This window comes from Streptomyces sp. RKAG293, assembly GCF_023701745.1.
GTDB lineage: Bacteria > Actinomycetota > Actinomycetes > Streptomycetales > Streptomycetaceae > Actinacidiphila.
Genome location: NZ_JAJOZB010000001.1, coordinates 1,957,530 through 1,977,057, shown reverse-complemented (window position 1 = coordinate 1,977,057; position 19,528 = coordinate 1,957,530). Strand labels below are relative to the sequence as shown.

At 68.2% G+C, this 19,528-nt stretch carries 11 protein-coding genes; 4 read left to right on the top strand and 7 right to left on the bottom strand.

What is annotated here, in order from left to right:
• Positions 1-29: 29 nt before the first annotated feature.
• The 6 genes from LNW72_RS08580 to LNW72_RS42050 form a co-directional block, all read right to left on the bottom strand.
• Positions 30-989, bottom strand: a complete 960-nt coding sequence (locus LNW72_RS08580; RefSeq protein ID WP_250974862.1) for a glycoside hydrolase family 3 N-terminal domain-containing protein — start codon at positions 987-989, stop codon at positions 30-32.
• Positions 990-1,131: 142 nt separating this feature from the next.
• Complete coding sequence (locus tag LNW72_RS08575; protein WP_250974861.1) at positions 1,132-2,340, bottom strand: LLM class flavin-dependent oxidoreductase; 1,209 nt, start codon at positions 2,338-2,340, stop codon at positions 1,132-1,134.
• Entirely contained in the window at positions 2,340-3,377 is a 1,038-nt protein-coding gene (locus tag LNW72_RS08570; protein WP_250974860.1) for an ABC transporter substrate-binding protein, read from the bottom strand. Before LNW72_RS08570 ends, LNW72_RS08575 begins: the two co-directional genes overlap by 1 nt.
• 67 nt (positions 3,378-3,444) lie before the next feature.
• Positions 3,445-4,236, bottom strand: coding sequence for an ABC transporter ATP-binding protein (locus LNW72_RS08565; protein ID WP_250974859.1), 792 nt, complete (start codon positions 4,234-4,236; stop codon positions 3,445-3,447).
• Complete coding sequence (locus LNW72_RS08560) at positions 4,209-5,069, bottom strand: ABC transporter permease (RefSeq protein WP_250974858.1); 861 nt, start codon at positions 5,067-5,069, stop codon at positions 4,209-4,211. Before LNW72_RS08560 ends, LNW72_RS08565 begins: the two co-directional genes overlap by 28 nt.
• 145 nt (positions 5,070-5,214) lie before the next feature.
• Positions 5,215-5,298 carry a putative leader peptide gene (locus LNW72_RS42050; protein ID WP_361793467.1) on the bottom strand — a complete coding sequence of 28 codons (84 nt, stop codon included), beginning with the start codon at positions 5,296-5,298 and terminating at the stop codon, positions 5,215-5,217.
• A gap of 103 nt (positions 5,299-5,401) precedes the next feature.
• Here LNW72_RS42050 and LNW72_RS08555 point away from each other — a divergent pair, with 103 nt between their 5' ends.
• Positions 5,402-5,824: a secondary thiamine-phosphate synthase enzyme YjbQ gene (locus tag LNW72_RS08555; RefSeq protein WP_250974857.1), complete on the top strand. Its 423-nt coding sequence runs from the start codon at positions 5,402-5,404 to the stop codon at positions 5,822-5,824.
• A 584-nt stretch (positions 5,825-6,408) separates the two neighbouring features.
• Here LNW72_RS08555 and LNW72_RS41150 read toward each other — a convergent pair.
• Positions 6,409-6,765, bottom strand: a complete 357-nt coding sequence (locus LNW72_RS41150; RefSeq protein WP_285369441.1) for a hypothetical protein — start codon at positions 6,763-6,765, stop codon at positions 6,409-6,411.
• A gap of 179 nt (positions 6,766-6,944) precedes the next feature.
• Here LNW72_RS41150 and LNW72_RS08545 point away from each other — a divergent pair, with 179 nt between their 5' ends.
• From LNW72_RS08545 to LNW72_RS08535, 3 genes are all read left to right on the top strand, one after another.
• Positions 6,945-7,475, top strand: coding sequence for a BMP family ABC transporter substrate-binding protein (locus LNW72_RS08545; RefSeq protein WP_250974856.1), 531 nt, complete (start codon positions 6,945-6,947; stop codon positions 7,473-7,475).
• 267 nt (positions 7,476-7,742) lie between these two features.
• Entirely contained in the window at positions 7,743-18,608 is a 10,866-nt protein-coding gene (locus LNW72_RS08540; protein ID WP_250974855.1) for a LamG-like jellyroll fold domain-containing protein, read from the top strand.
• Positions 18,605-19,201: a hypothetical protein gene (locus LNW72_RS08535; RefSeq protein ID WP_250974854.1), complete on the top strand. Its 597-nt coding sequence runs from the start codon at positions 18,605-18,607 to the stop codon at positions 19,199-19,201. Before LNW72_RS08540 ends, LNW72_RS08535 begins: the two co-directional genes overlap by 4 nt.
• The last annotated feature ends 327 nt before the right edge of the window (positions 19,202-19,528 follow it).

Here is a 19,528-nt window from a genome sequence, read left to right as displayed (position 1 = left end):
GGGCGGCACGGAAAGCTTCCCGTGAGGCGTCAGCGGTGAGTGGCGGCAGCGCGCGCCGAGACGGGGGTCGAGGCGGGACCCGAGACGGGAGCCGAGGCGGGACCCGGAACAGGGGCTGAGGCGGGACCCGGAACAGGGGCCGAAGAGTGGGCGGCGGCCTGTTCCGTGGCCGCCGGTGCCGGCATCCGCGGTTCCGACGCCCAGCGCCGCAGCCGGGCCACCCGCTCGGCGGCCTCCTCCAGGCGGTCGGGTGCGAGGTCCCCGTCGGCCACCGCGCGGGCGGCGGCGGTGTGGATCGCCTCGCGCACCCCCGCGCCGCACGCCGGGCCGAGCTGGACCAGGTCGACCCCGGCGATCCAGGCCAGCACGGCCGCGCCCGGCACGCCCCAGCCGTTGACGATCGACGGTGCGTCGAGGGTGTCGCTGACCACCACCCCGCCGTACCCGAGGTCGCCGCGCAGCACGCCCGTCACGGCCTGGGCGCTGAGGGTCGCCGGGAGGCCGTCGCCGCCCGGAACGGGGGTCCGTCCGGCGGTGATCGCCCGTACTCCGGCGGCGGCGCCTTCGGCGAACGGCCGCAGCGGCCCCTCGCCGGTGAAGGGGCCGAGGGCCGCGGCGACCCCGTGCGCCTGCAGATCGGTCACGAAGACGCGGGTCTCATCGGCGCGCAGCGCCGGCCGGACGCCGAGATGGAAGTTGGCCCCCAGGCCCACCAGTTCGGCGGCCGCCGAACTGCCGCTGTCACCGGTTCCGGAATCGTTTCCGCGAGGGCTCGGGGTCCCGCCCGGGCGGCCGGTGAGGCCGTCGGGGAGCCGCTCGTGCAGCGCGTCCGTGATCCGGCGGGAGGCGTCCGGAGTGTCCGCGTAGGCGACCACTCCCGGCATTCCCCGGTCGAGCCCGAGCCGTATCCAGTCCGGCAGCCGCCCGGTGCGGCAGGCGGGGAGCAGGCAGGCGTCGACCAGTGCGGCGATACGGTGCAAGGTGTTCACGTCGGCTGTCCCCCTTTGGCGCGCGGCGGCAGTGGGAGGGTATCCCGATGGCGGCCAAATGGTCCAGACCAATCGGGGGGCGGCTGCCCGTCCGCAGGGAACGATCTCCCGGCGGACGGGCAGCCGCGAACTCCGCCGCCGCTCAACGCCCCCCGGCGAGCAGCAGCGGCGCACCGCCCGGCGCGGACGCCGGACGGCCGTTGGTGGCCGGGACTCCCGCCAGCGGGGAGCCGGGGACGGTGTCGAGCAGACCGCGTGCCGCCAGCTCGGGTGTCACGCCCTCGCCGAACCAGTACGCCTCCTCCAGGTGCGGGTAGCCGGAGAGCACGAAGTGCTCGACGCCCAGGGCGTGGTACTCCTCGATCCGGTCCGCGACCTCGGCGTGGTTGCCCACCAGCGCCGTCCCCGCGCCGCCGCGCACCAGCCCCACCCCGGCCCACAGGTTGGGGGAGATCTCCAGCTTGTCGCGGGAGCCGCCGTGCAGGGCCAGCATCCGCTGCTGGCCGACCGACTCGCTCTTGCCGAGGGCCTGCTGGGCGGCGGCGACGGTGTCGTCGTCGAGGTCGTCCAGCAGCCGGTTCGCGGTCGCCCAGGCGTCCTTCGAGGAGTCACGCGAGATGACGTGCAGCCGGATGCCGAACCGGACCGTGCGGCCCTCCGCCTCGGCGAGCCCGCGGATCCAGTCGATCTTCTGCTTGACCTGCTCGGGCGGCTCGCCCCAGGTCAGATAGACATCCGCGTTCCGGGCCGCGACCGGTCCCGCGGCCGGCGACGAGCCGCCGAAGAAGACCGGCGGACGCGGCTCGGGCGGCAGCGCCACCAGGCCGCCCTCCACCTGGTAGTGCTCGCCGTGGAAGTCGAACGGCTTGCCCTCCCACACCCCGCGCACCACCGTCAGGAACTCGTCCGTCCTGGCATAGCGGTTGTCGTGGTCCAGATGGTCGCCGAAGCGCTTCTGCTCGGTGGAGTCACCGCCGGTCACGACGTTGAGCATCAGCCGGCCGCGGGTGATCCGCTGGTACGTGGCCGCCATCTGCGCCGCCAGGACCGGCGAGATGACGCCGGGCCGGAACGCCACCAGGAACTTCAGCCGGTCGGTGTGCTGGGAGAGCGCCACCGTCGTCAGCCAGGCGTCCTCGCACCAGGTGCCGGTCGGCGTCAGAACGGCCTCGAAGCCCAACTGGTCGGCGGCGCGGGCGATCTGCGCCAGGTAGTCGATGTCGGGCGCGCGGACCCCGCTGATCGGAGTGATCTTCGAGCGCTTGACGCCGCCGTCGGTGTAGGCGTGGCGGTCGACCAGGGTCCGGCCGTCGCCGCCCGTGGGCAGGAACCAGTGCAGGTGCACGGACATCAGGAGGAGGCCTTTCCGAAGGAGCGAGCCGGTGTGTCGGACGCCGGCAGACCGGTGTTGAAGCGCTGGTCGACGAAGTCCTTGAACGTGAAGTGGTTCGGGATCAGCTTCAGATCGGCGAAGGTGTCGGCGATCTTCTGCTCGGAGGCGATCGCGGCGTCGTCCACGGCCACCGCCACCCGCGTGCCGCTGCTGCGCTTCACCGCGTCCAGCGCGACCTCGTACGGCAGCCCGGTCTCCTTCGACCAGACCTTCGCCCACTCCTCGGGGTGCTTGAACGCCCAGTCCTGGGCCCGGCGCAGCCGGGTGAGGTAGTCGCCGATGGCCTGGGACTTGTTCTTGTCCGCCAGTGCCGCGGGCGCGGCGACCTGGAAGGCGAGTCCGTTGACGACGCCGTCCCCGGTGGTCAGTACCCGGGCGCCCGAGTTGCGCAGGATCTGTGAGGTGTACGGGTCCCAGATGGCCCAGGCGTCCACCCGGCCCCGGCTGAACGCCGCCAGCGCGTCGGCCGGCTGCAGATAGCTGACCTTGACGTCGGTCAGCTTCAGGCCCGCCTTCGCGAGCGAGGCCACCAGCTGGAAGTGGGCGGAACTGCCCTGTGCGACCGCGACCGACTTGCCCCTGAGGTCCGCGACGGACTTCAGATCCGAGTCCTTGGGCACCGCGATGACCTCACCGGCGGACGAACCGTGCGAGGCGCCCACCACCGTGACCTTCGAGTGGGCGCCCGCCGCGAAGACCGGCGGGGTGTTGCCGACCCCGCCGATGTCCACCGCTCTCGCGTTGACCGCTTCGAGCAGGGGTGGCCCGGAGGTGAAGGTCGACCATTTGATTTTGTACGGGACTTTGTCCAGTTCCCCGGAGGCCTTCAGGATCGCCTCGGAACCGCCTTTCTGGTCACCGACGTTGAGCGTGACGCTCCCCAGGCCACCCGAGGTGTTCGACGAGCCCGAGGCGTCATCGGCGGCGGACGACCCGCCGCAGGCGGTCAGCAGAAGGGCGAGCGGGAGCAGCAGGGCGGGGGCGAAGCGTTTCATGGGACGTCGTTTCTTCCGTTGGGATGGATAGATCGGGAAATCGAGAGGTCGAGAGGCCGAGAGGTCGTCAGGCCGCCTGGGCGGCCGGGTGGTTGTCCACGCCGAGCTGATCGAGCAGACGGGACCGCAGTTCGGCGAACCGGGGGTCGCCCGGATCGCGGGGACGCGGCAGCGCGACGGGGTTGTCGTGGGCGATCACGCCGTTCTCCATCACCAGCGCGCGGTCGGCGAGCAGCAGGGCCTCGTCCACGTCATGGGTGACGAGCAGCACCGCGCACCCGCGCCGCTGCCACAGTTCGGCGACCAGCCGCTGGGCGGTGATCCGGGTCAGCGCGTCCAGTGCGCCGAACGGCTCGTCGAGCAGCAGCAGATCCGGCTCCCGCACCAGGGCGCGGGCCAGCGAGGCGCGCTGGGCCTCGCCGCCGGAGAGCGTCTTGGGCCAGGCACCGGACCGGTGGCCGAGCCCGACCTCCTCCAGCGCCTGCTCGGCGACCGCGCGGTCGGGGTGGCCGGGCAGCCCGAGCAGCACGTTGCGCCACACCCGCTTCCACGGCATCAGGCGCGGCGACTGGAAGGCGACCGCGCGCCGGCGCGGCACCAGCACCGAACCCTCGACCTCGCGGTCGAGACCGGCCAGCACCCGCAGCAGCGTGCTCTTGCCGCAGCCGCTGCGCCCGAGCAGCGCGGTGAACTCGCCCGGCCGGATGTCGAGATCGAGCCGGTCGATCACGGCGCGCCCGTCGAAGGCGCGGGTGAGCCCCTCGACGTGGACCGCGGTTCCGGTCGCCGGACGCTCCGTCCTCCGGTCGGTGGGGCGCTCCGTGGGGCGGGTCACTTGCCGGTGAAGGTCGGTCGCCATTGCAGCAGCAGCCTTTCGAGAGTGCGGACGACGATGTCGGCGGTCAGGCCGAGGAAGGCGTAGACGACGAGGCAGACCACGATCACGTCGGTCCGGAAGAACTCGCGGGCCTGGTTCATGACGAAACCGATGCCGTCGTCGGCGTTGATCTGCTCGCTGAACACCAGCGCCAGCCAGGCGGTGGCCAGCGAGTAGCGCAGCCCGGTCATCGCGCCGGGCAGCGCGCCCGGCAGGACGACATGGCGCACCAGGCCCCAGCGGGACAGGCCGAGCGAGGTGCCGGCCTCGATGAGCTGCTCGTCCACGCCGCGGATGCCCGCGTAGACGTTCAGATAGAGGTGGAAGGCGACGCCCAGCGAGATCAGCGCGATCTTGGGCGCCTCGCCGATGCCGAGCCAGATGATGAACAGCGGGATCAGACCGACCCAGGGCACGGTCCGCAGCATCTGCACGCTCGCGTCGACCAGGTCCTCGCCGAGCCGGGAGAGCCCGGAGACCAGGGCCAGCGCGGTGCCTGCCAGAACGCCGAACACGAGGCCGAGGGCGACGCGTTGGAGCGAGACCAGCATCGCGGACGGCAGCGTCCCGTCCGCGATCAGCTCCTTCCCGGCCCGTGCGATGGTGCCGGGGGAGGCCAGGATGTCGGGCTGCAGCACCCCGGTGCTGCTCAGCACCTGCCACAGGGCCAGCAGGACCAGGGGTCCCGCGGTGCGGCGCAGCCAGCGGGGTACATGGCGGCGCCGGGAGGCCGCCGAGATGATCGGTTCCAGTTCAAGGACGGCGCCCTGATCTGAAATGACGGATATGTCCGGCGGTGGTTTGCTGATGGTCATGGCGACTCCACGGCGGGGCGGCAGACGGAGACACGCCTCGGCGCGCAGCCTCCCGACGGGTCGGATCCGCACGGATGCGTGCGGGATCAGCCAGGGAGCGCGCTAAAGAGCGAGGCGAGGAGAAGGACGAACGAGTGAGAAGGCGTCAGCAGCCGCGACGACACGCGGCGGAGGCCACCCGCAGCAGGTCGATGTGACCGCGCGTGGTGAGCAGAACAGGACGCAACATGCGGGAGAACCTAGCGAGCCGTCCCGTGCCCGGTCAACGTCGTCTCGCCACCCGGACGGGAATCTCAAACGCGGATCCGGCGATGTTGGGCGACCATGGAGACATGGCCGACGTGTTCACCACCCGCACTCTCGACATCCCGACCGGCTCCGCCGAGACGGTCCACGACCTCACCGCAGCCTGCGCCGAGTTCCTCGACCAGACCGCGCACGGCCGTGACGGGCTGCTCAACGTCTTCGTCCCGCACGCCACCGCGGGCATCGCCGTCATGGAGACCGGAGCCGGCAGCGACGACGACCTGCTGTCCGCCCTCCACGACCTGCTCCCCGCCGACGACCGCTGGCGCCACCGCCACGGCACCCCCGGCCACGGCCGCGACCACGTCCTCCCCGCCCTGGTCCCGCCGCACGCCACCCTGCCGGTGATCGGCGGCCGCCTGGAACTGGGCACCTGGCAGTCCGTCGTCCTGGTCGACACCAACGTGGACAATGTCAACCGCCAGGTTCGATTGTCGTTTCTCGGCTGAGGGCTGAGGGCTGAGGGCTGAGGGCTGAGGGCCGACGACGGTGGCTCTGATGTCCGGCCGCCCCAAAGCGGGCGTCCGTAACCGGTGACCGGGAGGCGGCCGCGATGCGGCGATGCCCGCGGTGGCGTGCGGGACGAAGACGTTGAGCAGCCGGTCCCGGCCGCGTGGGGTCTGGTTCACGACGATCGCTACAACCATGTCTGGGTCCCCGCTGAACTCGCCTGTGGGGTCGCAAGGCAAACGTGGGCCCGAGGTGGTCTATGACCTGGTCGGCCGCGGACTTTGCGATAAGGGCTGGGAAGGGCCAGCCGATCCGGGTTCTGGATCTGACGCCCTGGTGCCGACCGGCTCACCGCCCTTCGGCACCACGCGTGTGAATGCCAGGCGGCGTTGGGGACCTGCAAGAGCTGCCACGATCCCTCCGAGGTTCTCTCTGCCGGCGCCTCCGCAGGGGCCGGGCCGGGCCAGGACGGAGGTGGCAGCTGTGTCATGAACGGTCAGTTCACGACGGCGACGGGGGCGTCCCAGGCGTTGTGGTCGACGGTGAGGGTGGCGCCGCCGAAGGTCTCCTTCTTGTTCACCGCCTACTGGTGGCCGCGGCGGTGGCCGGTCCACAGGCCGGTGGCGAAGGGGAAGCCGGTGGTGGGGTCGGCGTTGTTGTCGTAGCGGGCGTACCACAGGGCGTCGGGGAGGTCCGCCTTGTGGTTGCCGGCGGCGGTGGCGATCGCGGCGGCACTGGACTGGCTGAAGCCGTAGAACCCGGCCCGGTAACCCTTGGCGTGCGCGGCGGGTCCCAGGCTCGCACATAGGTCACCGTCCGCGTCGCCCAGTGAGGCGGTGTTGGCGGCGGTGATCCGCTCGGGGTTGTCGCTGCTCTGGCAGGGCGGCTGAACCCGCCGCCGTTCCGACTCCCGATGGGTCTGCCCGGAGGCGCGCCTCACAGTAGCGGCGCGCTCGTCGACCGGTTTGTTTGGCCCGGTCCTTGCTGGACTGCGATGCGCCGGCTTGGCGGGTAACAGGTATCTCCCTGCCGTGGGCGGCGTGTGGGTGACGCGTAGGCTCCGGACTCGATATTCGGGTCATCTGTCCTGAGGTGCCCGCGGCGAGGGAAGAGTGTGTCATGAAGTGGAAGTTTCGGATGCCGCAGCGCTGGGTGCTGGTGAGCTCGGGTGCGGTTGCCGTGGCAGTGGCGGTCACGGCCGTACTGATCGCCTCGCTGTCGGGTGGCGCGGGAGACCGGCAGCTCCCGCCAAGTCGGGCGCGGGAGTACTCCGCCCAACAGGCATGTCTGCTCACCCCGGCGCAGGGCTTGGCCGATGCGGCGGTGAAGCCGGTGTGGGCCGGTATGCAGGGCGCGTCGGCCACGACCAAGGCGCAAGTGTCCTATCTGGCCGTAGCGGGGGAGCAGACCGCAGCCAACGCGGCCCCATACCTTGCGGCGCTCGCTGCCCGGCACTGCAACGTCGTACTGACGGTGGGCGCCGCGCCCGCCGGTGCGGTGACGGTCGATGCGGCAAGGTTTCCCGCGACCAGGTTCTTGGTGGTAGGAGATCACGCGGTGGGTGCGAACGTCTCTGCGGTGGTGCCGGGGTCAGGCGAGGCTATGCGATCGGCTGTCGAGTCAGCCGTGTTGAGGGCGCTACGCGGATGAATCAGTGCCTGACGGTACGCAGTTGACCATCTGGCGGCAAAGTTCTCGTCAAGCGCCAATCGGGCACAGCGGACAAAGTGCTACGTCCCATATGGGCGGTGTAAAGCTACAGTCAAGATCACCTATGGACCCTGGCTGTACAGCGACAAGTGCGGACAAGATCAGCGAGCTTTCTGTCGATCTTGTCTGGAGTCTGTTGCTGTGCGCGCTCGTCCTTTCCGCCGTCCTGCCCGGCGGAGTGCCCTTTACCGTCGGTGGTGCCGACGCGTGGCGACGCTCGCGCTCACCGCACTGGTGCTCCTGCTCACCACGCAAGATGCGTATGCCCAAGGGGCGACACTTCAAGCTGTCTCGCTGCCGAAACTCTCGACGATCGTCGGATGGTTCCAAGATCCGCACTGGGGCCACCTGCCCCGGCAGGCCGGTGGCACTGCGGAGGGCCTGAGCCACCGGGCCAGCGCCGCCGCCACGCATTCCGGCAAGGGCGTCGGAAACGCACTCGGCAAGGGCCGGGGAGAACTGGACCCGTATCACCCGTACGCGAAGGCCGCGAAGTCCGGCCCAAGCCGGACCGTGGACGGATTCGCGGCGCGCACGAGCCGTCGCAACGCGGCGAAGTCCACCCAGACGGCCACCGTGTTCGACAACGCGGACGGCACGACGACGCGCCGGGTGACGCAGACGCCGGTCAACTACCAGGACGCCTCGGGTGCGTGGCAGCCGATCGACACCCGAGTACACACCGGCAGCGATGGCCGCTGGCATGAGGCGGCCAACTCCGTCGGTGTCGATCTCGCCGCGACGAGTGCGAACGGACCGCTTGCCTCGTTCGCCGCCGACTCGGGCCACTCCGTGTCGTACACGCTGCAGGGGGTCGCGCCGGTCACCGGAACCGTCGCAGGATCCGTCGTCACCTACGCGAACGCCCTGCCGGGCACGGACGTGGAACTCGCGCCGACGGCCAGCGGTCTGAAGGAGGCGATCGTCCTGCACTCCGCGGCGGCGGCGAACTCCTGGACCTTCCCGCTGACGCTCAAGGGCCTGACTCCCGTCCAGGTCAAGGACGGTTCCATCGACCTGCGGGACGGTGCGGGCAAGACGATCGAGCGCATACCCGCCGCATACGCCTATGACTCCAAGGTCGACCCGCGCTCCGGCGACCCGGCCACCACGCACGCCGTCGCTTACCAGCTGATACAGCAGGGCGGGAGCCCGGCGCTGCGGGTCACCCTGAATGCCGGCTGGTTGCACGATGCGGCCCGACAGTTCCCCGTCACCGTGGACCCGATCGTGCAGGACGGCTGGACGACGACCTACGCCGAATCGGGCGCCGACGGCGACCACTCCTCGGAGCAGACCATCAAGGTCGGCTCCTACGACTCCGGTCCGCACTCTGCCATCGGTTTCAGCAACCACTGGTACAGCTCTTTCGACGGCACCAACGTCACCGTCACTGCCGCGTCGGTGCACCTGTTCGACACCTGGGCGGCCACCTGTACAGCCGAGCGGTTCGACGTCGCGCTGGTCACCAGCGCCTGGACGCCCAGCGGTGTGACGACGTACCCCGGCCCGTCCCACGGGGCGTCGATCGGCAACCTGACGCCGTCCGTGCCGAACGCCTGCGCCAACTCCGCGGCGAACCGCACGGTGGGCGACTGGCTGAACGTGCCTCTGACCACGTCCGCCATCCAGGGCTGGATGAGCGGCAGCACCACGGACCGCGGTCTGGCGATCTACGCGGCGACCACCGACGCGCTGCACTGGAAGCAGTTCGGATCCTTCAACGACCCGAACCTCGGGCCGTGGATCGACATCACCTACACCGGGAACGCCGGCCCGCAGGTCTACCAGCAGAGCCCGAACAACAATGCGACCGCGCACACCATCACTCCGGAGCTGACGGCCTGGGCGGGCGGCGCGAACGCGCAGGCCAACACCACCACCAAGTACGACTTCCAGGTCTACGACACCACCAACGCCAAGATCGCCGACTCCGGGCTGGTCGCGACGGGCAACTGGACGGTGCCGGCCGGCAAGCTCGCCTGGGGCAGGTCGTACTACTGGGGCGTGCAGGCCTACGACGGCGGCCTGTACTCGCCCGCACCTGCCTGGTACGCCCTCAATATCCAGATACCGCAGCCGGTGATCACCTCAGGTCTGTCGCAGAACAGCAGCGAGCACGGTTTCGACGCGACGAGCGGCAACTACACGACGTCCGACACCGACGCCAGCATCTCCACCGCCGGTCCCGGCCTGGAAGTGGTGCGCGACTACAACTCCCGCGACCCGCGCTGGACCGGATCGTTCGGCTCGGGCTGGTCCGCGATCACCGACGCCCGCGTCACCGAGCAGTACACCCCCGCAGGCGCGGTCACCAGCGCGGTGGTCACCTATCCGGACGGCTCCCAGGTCGGCTACGGCAAGAACGGCGACGGCGTCACCTTCTCGCCGCCCGCCGGCCGCTTCGCGACGTTCAGAGCCGTCACCGGCGGCTACACCCTGACCGACAAGAACGACACCATCTACACCTTCACCCAGTCCCTGGGCGCCGGCGGCTACGGCCTCACTTCCGTAGCCGACGCCAATGCGCGCGCCCTGACCTTCGACTGGGCCGGCGGCCACATCACCCAGATGGCATCGGCGGTGTCGGGCCGAGCCCTGCACCTGACGTGGAACACCCCCGCCGGTGCGGCCGCGCCGCATGTGGCCACGGTCGTCACCGACCCGGTCACCGGCACCGACCAGGCCACCGCGCAAACGTGGACGTACGGCTACACCGGCGACCAGCTGTCCTCGGTGTGCGCCCCGGACACCACCACCGAGTGCACGAAGTACGGCTACACCTCCGGTTCGCAGTACCAGAACGCCACCCTGGACCTGGACCCACACGCGATGTGGCCACTGTCCGAGGCCTCCGGCAGTACGGCCAAGGACGCGATCCTGGCCAACGAAGGCACCACCAACGCCACCTACAGCAACGTCAACCTGGGCCAGCCCGGACCGGTGACCGGCGGTACCGCGACGGCCGCGGGCTTCAACGGCACCAGCTCGAACGTCGTGCTGCCGAACGACACCGGCAACAACACCGACACCGGCACGATCTCCCTGTGGTTCAAAACCTCCGCGGGCCCCGGCGTTCTCTACTCCTACGCCTCCCAGCCCATCACCGCGGGCAACTCGGCGGGTTACTACACCCCGTCGCTGTATGTAGGCACGGACGGCAAGCTGAACGGCGAGTTCTGGTACAGCGGCGGCATGGCGCCGATCACCACCTCCGCCGCCGTGACCGACGGCAAGTGGCACCACGTCGTGCTCGCCGCAGCAGGCAATTCGCAGACGCTCTTTCTCGACAGCACGAAGGTCGGATCGGTCTCCGGCAGCGTCTCCATCATGAGCGGCCAAGGGTTCGGCATGAACCAGCCCTTCAACTACCTCGGCGCCGGATACCTGGGCGGCAAATGGCCGGACCAGCCCCACCAGAGCGACACCGTCAAAACCGGCTACGCCACCTACTTCAACGGCTCGATCGCCGACGTCGCCTGGTACGACAAGCCCTTGGTCGCTGCCGATGTCAGCACCCTGTACAAGTACGGCACCCATGCGGCCAGCCTGCTGACCTCCACCACCCGGCCCTCTGGCAAGGCCTACGCCACGATGGCCTACGACCCGGCCACCACCACCCTGACCCAGGTCACCGACGAGAACGGCGGCGTGTGGAAACTGGGCACACCGACCGTGTCCGGCTCCAGCCAGACCTACCGCGGCGCCGTACTCGGCGGCGCACCCGCCGAGTACTTCCGCCTGGGGGAGGTTCCCGGAGCGAGCGCCGCCGTCGATGAGACGCGCGGTGGCAACGGCACCTACAGCGGTGTCACGCTCGGGACCGCCGGACCGTTCACCGACCAGCAGACCGCGACGTTCAACGGCACCACCTCGCGCATCCAGATACCGGACGCACAGACCGGGAGTACTTCGGCCTCCGCCGAGGTGTGGTTCGCCACCACTCACGGAGGGGGGATCCTGCTCAACCAGCAGTCGGCTCCCATCGGTGGCACCGTCACCTCGACCACTCCGCAACTATGGGTCGGCAGCGACAACAAGCTCTACGGCGGCTTCTACACCACCAGTGGCTCCGTCCAGATGGTGACAACCGGAACGGTCACCGACGGCAAATGGCACCATGCAGTGCTCAGCGCGTCCCCTGCCGGCCAGACCCTCTATCTGGACGGCACCCAGGCCGCCACCAAGACCACCAGCGCGCTGTCGGTGTCGGGCCGTAGCACTGACTACCTCGGCGCCGGGACCACTGGCTCGGGCTGGAGCGGCCTGACCAACGGCACCGTCGCGTACTTCAACGGCTCGCTCGCCGAAGCCGCCGTCTACCGCTCGGCCCTGACCGCCCAGGACGCCGCCGCGCACTTCCAGGCAGCCAAGAACTCCACCGGCCTGCTGCCGGTCGAGACCGTCAAGGTGGTCTCACCGGCTGACGCCACCACGACCTACCAGTACGACGTGGAAAACAACAACCGGCAGCTGTCGGAGACCGACGGGCTGGGTAACAAGACCAGCTTCGGCTACGACACCGGCGGCTTCGAGCACACCGTCATCAACCCCAACGGTGCGATGACCACCACCGGTCACGATGTCCGCGGCAACGTGGTCTCCTCCACCACCTGCCAGAACCAGGCCGCCAACGCCTGCTCCACGCAGTACTACAGCTACTACCCGGACGACACCACCGCGCAGCTCACCACCGCCGACCCGCGCAACGACGTCCTGGTGACCGAACGCGACGGCCGCTCCGCCTCCGCGACAGACAACACCTACCTGACGTCGTTCAGCTACGACACGGCCGGTGACGAGACCGCCACCACCACCGCGCCGGTCGCCGGATTCCCCTCCGGCCGCACCGCCACCACGGTCTTCAGCGACGGCAGCGCCTCCTACCCGGCCGCCGACAGCGGCACGGTGCCCAAGGGCCTGCCGGTGCGCACCGTGTCACCAGGTGGTGCGGTCAACGCCGTGTCCTACCTGCACACCGGTGACATCGCCTCCACCACGGACGCGGCCGGACTGGTCACCTCGTACACCTACGACGGTCTGGGTCAAGTACTGACCAAGAAGGTCGTCTCCGACACCTACCCCGCCGGACTGAAGACGACGTACGTCTACGACAAGGCCGGCCAGGTCGTCGAGGAGGACGACCCACAACTGACCGACCGGGTCACCGGCGCCACGCACGCCGCGAGAACCACCACCGTCTTCGACGGCGACGGCAACGTCACCTCCCAGACCGTCGCGGACGCCAGTGGCGGGGACACCTCCCGCACCCAGAGTCAGACCTACGACGCGTACGACCACCTGGCCTCGCAGTCCGACGCCAACGCGGCCGCGGCCGCGAGCAACGGCAACACGAACACCTTCAGCTACGACCTGTCCGGTAACAAGACCAAGGAAGTGTCGTCGGCGGGTACGACCACCCAGTACACCTATGACGACAACGGACACCTGCTCACTCAGGGCCTGATGTTCACCGGCGACCCTGTGAACCCGTCAGCCCCGACCCTGCTGACGGAGTCCTCCCGTGCCTACGACCCGGCCGGCCGCCTGGCGTCGGTGACCGACTCCATGGGCAACACCACGGCCTACACCTATACCGACAACGGTTTGACCTCCACCGTGACCAAGAAGGACGCGGCCGGCACGAACAGCTTCGTGCTGCAGGCCATGACCTACGACGCGGCCGCGAACCCGCTGTCGCAGACCAGCGACAACGGCGCGACGGTCACCAACTTCACCGTGGACGCCGCCTCCCGGACCACCAGCACGACCGTGGATCCGACCGGCGTGGACCGGGTGACCAGCGTCGCCTACACCCCCGACGACCATGTCGCCACGCAGAACGATCACGACTCGTCCGGCTGGGACCGCACCACCAGCAGCACATACGACGTGATGGGCAACACCCTGTCGCAAACCCTGTACGGCGACGCCTCCGGCCACCCCGCCGGCTGGTGGAAACTGGACCAGAGTGCCGGCAGCACCGTCACCGACGCCTCCGGCACCGGCAACACCGCCGCCGTCCCCAGCTCCGGAGTGACCTGGAACAACAGCGCGGCGACCTTCGCCGGCACCTCGACCGGCACGGGTTCGGTGATCGCAACCAACTCCCCGGTGCTGGACACCTCCGCCTCCTACAGTGTGTCGGCCTGGGTCAACCTCTCTGACGCATCGACCTACCGCACCTTCGTCGCACAAGGAGCGACGACGAACTCGTCGTTCTATCTGCAGTACTCCAAGGCCCTGAACTCCTACACCTTCATCGCCCCCAGTTCGGATTCCGCGTCGCCTGCGGCTTACGCCTCGGCTCACGCGAGCGCCGCCCCCGCCCTGAACACCTGGACACATCTCGTCGGGGTGTTCAACGCGGCCAACGGCGCGATGAGTCTGTACGTCAACGGCGCTCTGGCCGGCACCGGCACCAACACGGCCCCCTGGACGGGCAATGGCCCGATGACCATCGGCGGTGCGAAACTGGCCGGCGGCGCCGTCAGCAACGTGACAGCCGGATCGGTCGGCAACGTACAGGCCTACCCGCGGGCTCTGACCGCCGCCGACATCACCACCTTGTACGGCAACGGGCGCACCGGCGGAACCGTCGGCTCCTCTTCTCAGCAGACCACCAAATGGACCTACGACAAGCGCGGTCTGCCGACGTCCATGACCGACGCCAACACCAACACCACCAGTTACTCCTACGACGAGGCCGGCAACCTCGCCGTCACCACCGCCCCCACCGTGCAGGTCGAGACCGACGGCGGTGCGCCGGTCAGCACCCACCCGGTCACGGCCAGCGGCTTCAACACCTTCGGTGAGGCCGTCGAGGAAACGGACCCCACCGGCAACACCACCACCACGGTCTACGACGCGAACGGCAACAAGGTCTCGGAGACCCTGCCGCCGTACACCCCAGCGGGCTCCTCCACGCCGATCATCGCGACCTCGACCTGGGCCTACGACAGCGACGGCAACAAGATCTCGTCGACCTCCCCGGGCGGGAAGACCACCAGCGCGTTGTACGACCAGCTCGGCGACGTGGCACAGAGCACCGCCGCCGACGGCACCAAGACCCACGCCACCTACGACACCAACGGCGAGAAACTGTCCGTCACCGATGCCACCGGTGCCGTGTCGCAAGCCACTTACGACTACCTCGGACGGCCACTGACCTCCACCACCCTGGAGCGTTTCCCGTCCACCCGCACACTGACATCCACCAAGTCCTACGCGGCCACTGCCGGCAACCCGTACGGCGCGAACCTGTCCTCCACCACCACGCCCGGCGGCGTGACCAGTAGCTACGGCTACAACCGTGCAGGTGATGTCACCTCTGCCACCGACGGGGCCGGCAACACCACCCAGTACACGTACGACTTCCAAGGGAACAGGCAGAAGACCATCCTGCCTGACGGCACCTGGACCCAGACCGACTACAACGCCGCCGGCCAGCCCGCGAGCAGCAAGCAGTACGACGTCCTCAACAACCTGCTCAAGCAGACGTCGCAGGTCTACGACGGTGTCGGCAACATCACCGCCGCGACGGACGCCAACGGCAACACCAGCCGCTTCACCTACGACGCGGCGGGGACCGTCACCCAGGAGATCCAGCCGGCCACCCCCACCTCCTCGATCACCACCGCCTTCGGTTACGACGCCGACGGCAACCGCACCCGCTTCACGGACGGCCGTGGCAACTCCTGGCAATACGCCTACACGCCCTGGGGGCAACAGCAGTCGGTCACCGAACCGTCCACCAGTACGTACAGTTCGCCGGCGGACTCCACAACCACCAACGTCTACGACGCCGACGGCCAACTCGTCTCCGCCATGTCACCAGGTGGCGTCTCCACCTCGATGACGTACGACCAGAACGGCGCTCTGACCTCGGCATCCGGCACCGCAGCCGAAGCGGCCACCGCCACTCGGTCCTTCACCTATGACAACAACGGCCAGATCCTGACCGCCGACAGTTCGGAAGCCGGCATCACCGGCCAGAAGGACCACCAGGCGTCCACCCACGAGACGTTCGGGTACGACGACCGCGGCGACCTCCTGTCGGCAACGGGTTCGGCCGGATCCTCCAGCTTCACCTACAACAACGACGCGGCACCGCTGACCCGGGCCGACGCGGCCGGGACGACCTCGTACGGATACGACACAGCCGGGCGAATGAACGCGCTGAGCGATGCTGCGACCGGCACGGCGCTTACGTATGGGTACAACAGCGTGAACCAGGTGGCCTCCGTGAAGTACGGGGCCACGGGCCAGTCCCGCACCTACACCTACAACTCGGCGCATGACCTGACCGGGGACACCCTGGTCCAGGGCGCCGGAACACTGGCCACGATTTCCTACGGCTACGACAAGAACGGGAACATCACCTCCAAGAACACCACGGGGGTCGCCGGGGCCTCGGCGAACACCTACACCTACGACCAGGCCGACCGTCTTACCGGGTGGAACAACGGCACGGTGAACACGGCGTACTCCTACGATGCCTCGGGCAACCGGACCCAGGTCGGGGCGAACGTCTACACCTACGACGCCCGCGACCAACTGACGTCGGACGGCGTACACAGCTACACGTACTCGGCGCGCGGCACGATGACATCGGACACCTCGTCCGCAGGCGGGACCGTCGCCTACACCACCGATGCGCAGGGCAACCAGATCACCGCCGGTGCCCACTCCTACACGCTCGACGCGACCGGCCGTAACATCACCGACGCCAACAGCGCCGATACCTCCACCCGGACCTTCCAGTACTCGGGCGCCGGCAACACCATCGCCAGTGACGGGAACTACACCTACTCCTACGACCCCTCCGGCGCGCTGATCGGCATCAACGTCAACGGAGCAACCTCCACCAGTACCGGCGTGCTGGCCATGACGGACGGGCACAACGATGTGGTCGGCACCTTCACCTCCGGAGCCACCACCCTGGCGGGCTCGGCCAGTTACGACCCCACCGGCAACACCACCGCCAAGAACGCCCTGAGCGGGAACCTCGGATTCCAGTCCGGCTGGACCGAGGCCGACACCGGCAAGGTCGGCACCGCCTCCCGCTGGTACAACCCGGCCACCGGCACCTTCATGAACAAGGACAGCGTCTCGCTGAACCCGGTGCCGCACTCGGTCTCCGCCAACCCCTTCGCCTACGTCAACGACAACCCCCTGGCCGGCAGCGACCCGTCCGGCCAGTGCTCCTGGTACGACGCGGCCTGCGAGGCGAGGGCGGCTTACCACGAGGTGAAGAGCGCGGTCACCACCACGTACACGGCCGCCGCCGCCACCTACCACTACGTGGCAGCCAAGGTCGCAACCGTGGTCCAAAAGGCCAAGCGCACCGTGCAAAAGGCCGTCAACAGGCTCCACGACGCCTACCGCTCCACGGTCCGCTACGGCCGGCGCCTCTACGCCTACTCATCGCGGCACGCCCGACGCCTCTACCGCAGCGCGGTCAACCACTTGCACTCCGCTTACCACGCTGCCTCGAGCACCGTTCACCGAATCGTCAAAGCAACCAAACGCGGCGCCACCGCTCTCAAAAAGACAGCACGCAAGGCCTACACCGCTGCCGTCAAGGGCGCCAAGACCGCCGCTACCTTTGTGAAGCACCACGCGGCGGCGATTACCTCCTTCGTCGTATCCACCGCGGTCTTCGCCGGCTGTGAAGCTCTGACCGTGGGCGTCGGTTCCATCGGCTGCGCGGCGATCGCAGGCGCGGCCGGCTCTCTGGTCGAACAGGGCTTCAAGTGCGCTGAGGCCGGCGGCGCCGCCTGCAGCGTCGGGGCGTTCGCGGGCTCCGCGGTCACCGGTGCGATCGCCGGAGCACTGGGCGGGGCGTTGGGCTCTCTCGGTGGGAAACTGCTGAGCAAGCTGGCGCCCAAGGCGATGAGGGCCGTCGGCGGACTGTTCGGCAAGGGCGCGACCGAGGCTGAGGAAACGGCTGCCACCGACGCGACCCAAAGCGCCACGAGCAAGGCCGAAACCGACGCCGCAGGATCACGCTCCGAGACCGGCGGATGCCCCACCCACAGCTTCACCGGCAACACCCGAGTCCTGATGGCCAACGGCGCCACCAAAGCCATCGACACAGTCAAGGTCGGCGACACCATCGCCAACTCCGTCCCCGGCCAGACCGGCACCCAAGCACACACCGTCACCGCCGTCATCGTCACCACCACCGACCACGACTTCGTCGACGTAGCCATCAAGCGCTCCACCGGCTCCGCCACCAAGGCGGTGGCCAAGAGCGCCCTGAAGAAGACCGTCGTCGGCCTCGCCGCCTCCGCAGCCCTCTTCGCCACCTTCGGCGCGACCCACACGGCCGCCGACAGGCCCGATCTGTCAGCGACCGCACCCGTGGCCGCCCAGGTGAACACCCAGACCAGCGATCACCTCACGACCACCTTCCACCACCCCTTCTACGACGAGACCCAGGCTTCGTTCACCGACGCCAAGGACCTCCACCCCGGCGACATCCTCCAAACCCCGACCGGTACCGCTCAAGTCACCGACGTCCGCCTCTTCCACGCCAACACCACCACCTACGACCTCACCATCGGCGACCTCCACACGTACTATGTGCTCGCAGGCGCGACTCCGGTCCTGGTCCATAACTGCAGTGTCTATGGGAAGCAGTCGTACGACCGTGCGACAGAGTTGCACAAGGGGCTTTGGAAGGGGGCTGAGGATGGCGATGGTGGATATGCTTTCAAGAACGACACCACTGCCGTGCTCAAGGCCCGGGATGCGGCGGGTAATATTCGTTCAGTCGTCGCCTCGAATCGCCCTTATGTTCCTCGGGCAATCAAGGAACAGTTGGACGCAGCTGCTGGTGAGGTCTACGCGAATGGTAAGGGGCATGCAGAGATAACTGCCCTGAACTACATTGCAAAGAACGGCTGGGAGCTCCTTGGCGGGGCGGCCAATCGAAACGTTTGCGCATTCTGTGAAAATACGGTCCGAGACGTGGGCGGATCTCTTGAGGGCCCGACATTCCGTGGCCGCGTTAAAACATACGCAAACGGAATGTTTAGCTACATGGGTGAGAGGATGTTTGGAAAGTGACAGATATTTCCAGCGTGGTTCGAGGGGTCGAGGGGCTCGAATTCGATGAGAAGCTGAGGTTTGGAGCCCTGCTGCTCGTTCGATACTGCAACATCCACCATGACCCAAGGTTCTCCCCATGGTTCGAGCAGGATCGCGATGCGCTTGCGCGAGTTTCGGAGGTTGCCCTGAAATTGGCGCGCGCAGAGACTGGTCAGGTTGATCTTGATGGGCCATATGAAGCCCTTGACCAAGCTCTAGAGGCCAGCGATCCTGAAGGTCCGCCATTTGAAGCCGAAATCGTCGATCACATGGTTTTCGCGACAGAAGTCCTCGATTTCCTGCGGGATCCAGGCGAAGTGGAAAATCTTACCTGCGCACTGGAGAGGGCTGATGAGCTTGCTGAAGCGCATTACGAAATGATTCGCGAAGTAGCAGATGCTGATACTGAACTGGTTGACTTCAGTTCTATGGAGGCGGAGCTGCGCGGCCTCGATATGCTGGCTTTCATGAATCCCGAAGGGGCCTTGGTGAGAAGTGAGAGCTTTTCGCAAGCATACTCGTCAGTAATTCGCTCCTACTATTCTGATGCGGATGCAGGAATCTCTGATTAACGATTCCTGGCGACGATGAGCTATCGAGGAGCGCCAGTAGGTGGAGCCGTCGGAGTGACGGGACGACGATAAGTCGCTGTCAGGCGCGTTCCACTTTGACGGGTTGTAGCCGCCCTCGTTTCCCGAGGGCGGCTGCGCCGTATCCTGACGGATCCCTTGGGGGAAATAAGTGACTCGAACTACGCCGGCCAGACCGCTTGACGTTGTTCGCGTATTCCCTGCTATCGCTCCTTTTGGCGGCATGGCCACTCGTTTGCATCCGAGACCTGGAGAGCCGAGTTCTCTCGAGAGCTCAGTTGGGGGCCCACTGCTCTGGCCAGTGGATGA

What these genes read in the sequence shown, in the direction of transcription:
- LNW72_RS08575 (WP_250974861.1), bottom strand. Translation starts at nt 2,340, where the DNA reads ATGTCCGTGCACCTGCACTGGTTCCTGCCCACGGGCGGCGACGGCCGG.
- LNW72_RS08570 (WP_250974860.1), bottom strand. Translation starts at nt 3,377, where the DNA reads ATGAAACGCTTCGCCCCCGCCCTGCTGCTCCCGCTCGCCCTTCTGCTG.
- LNW72_RS08565 (WP_250974859.1), bottom strand. Translation starts at nt 4,236, where the DNA reads ATGGCGACCGACCTTCACCGGCAAGTGACCCGCCCCACGGAGCGCCCC.
- LNW72_RS08560 (WP_250974858.1), bottom strand. Translation starts at nt 5,069, where the DNA reads ATGACCATCAGCAAACCACCGCCGGACATATCCGTCATTTCAGATCAG.
- LNW72_RS42050 (WP_361793467.1), bottom strand. Translation starts at nt 5,298, where the DNA reads ATGTTGCGTCCTGTTCTGCTCACCACGCGCGGTCACATCGACCTGCTG.
- LNW72_RS08555 (WP_250974857.1), top strand. Translation starts at nt 5,402, where the DNA reads ATGGCCGACGTGTTCACCACCCGCACTCTCGACATCCCGACCGGCTCC.
- LNW72_RS08545 (WP_250974856.1), top strand. Translation starts at nt 6,945, where the DNA reads ATGAAGTGGAAGTTTCGGATGCCGCAGCGCTGGGTGCTGGTGAGCTCG.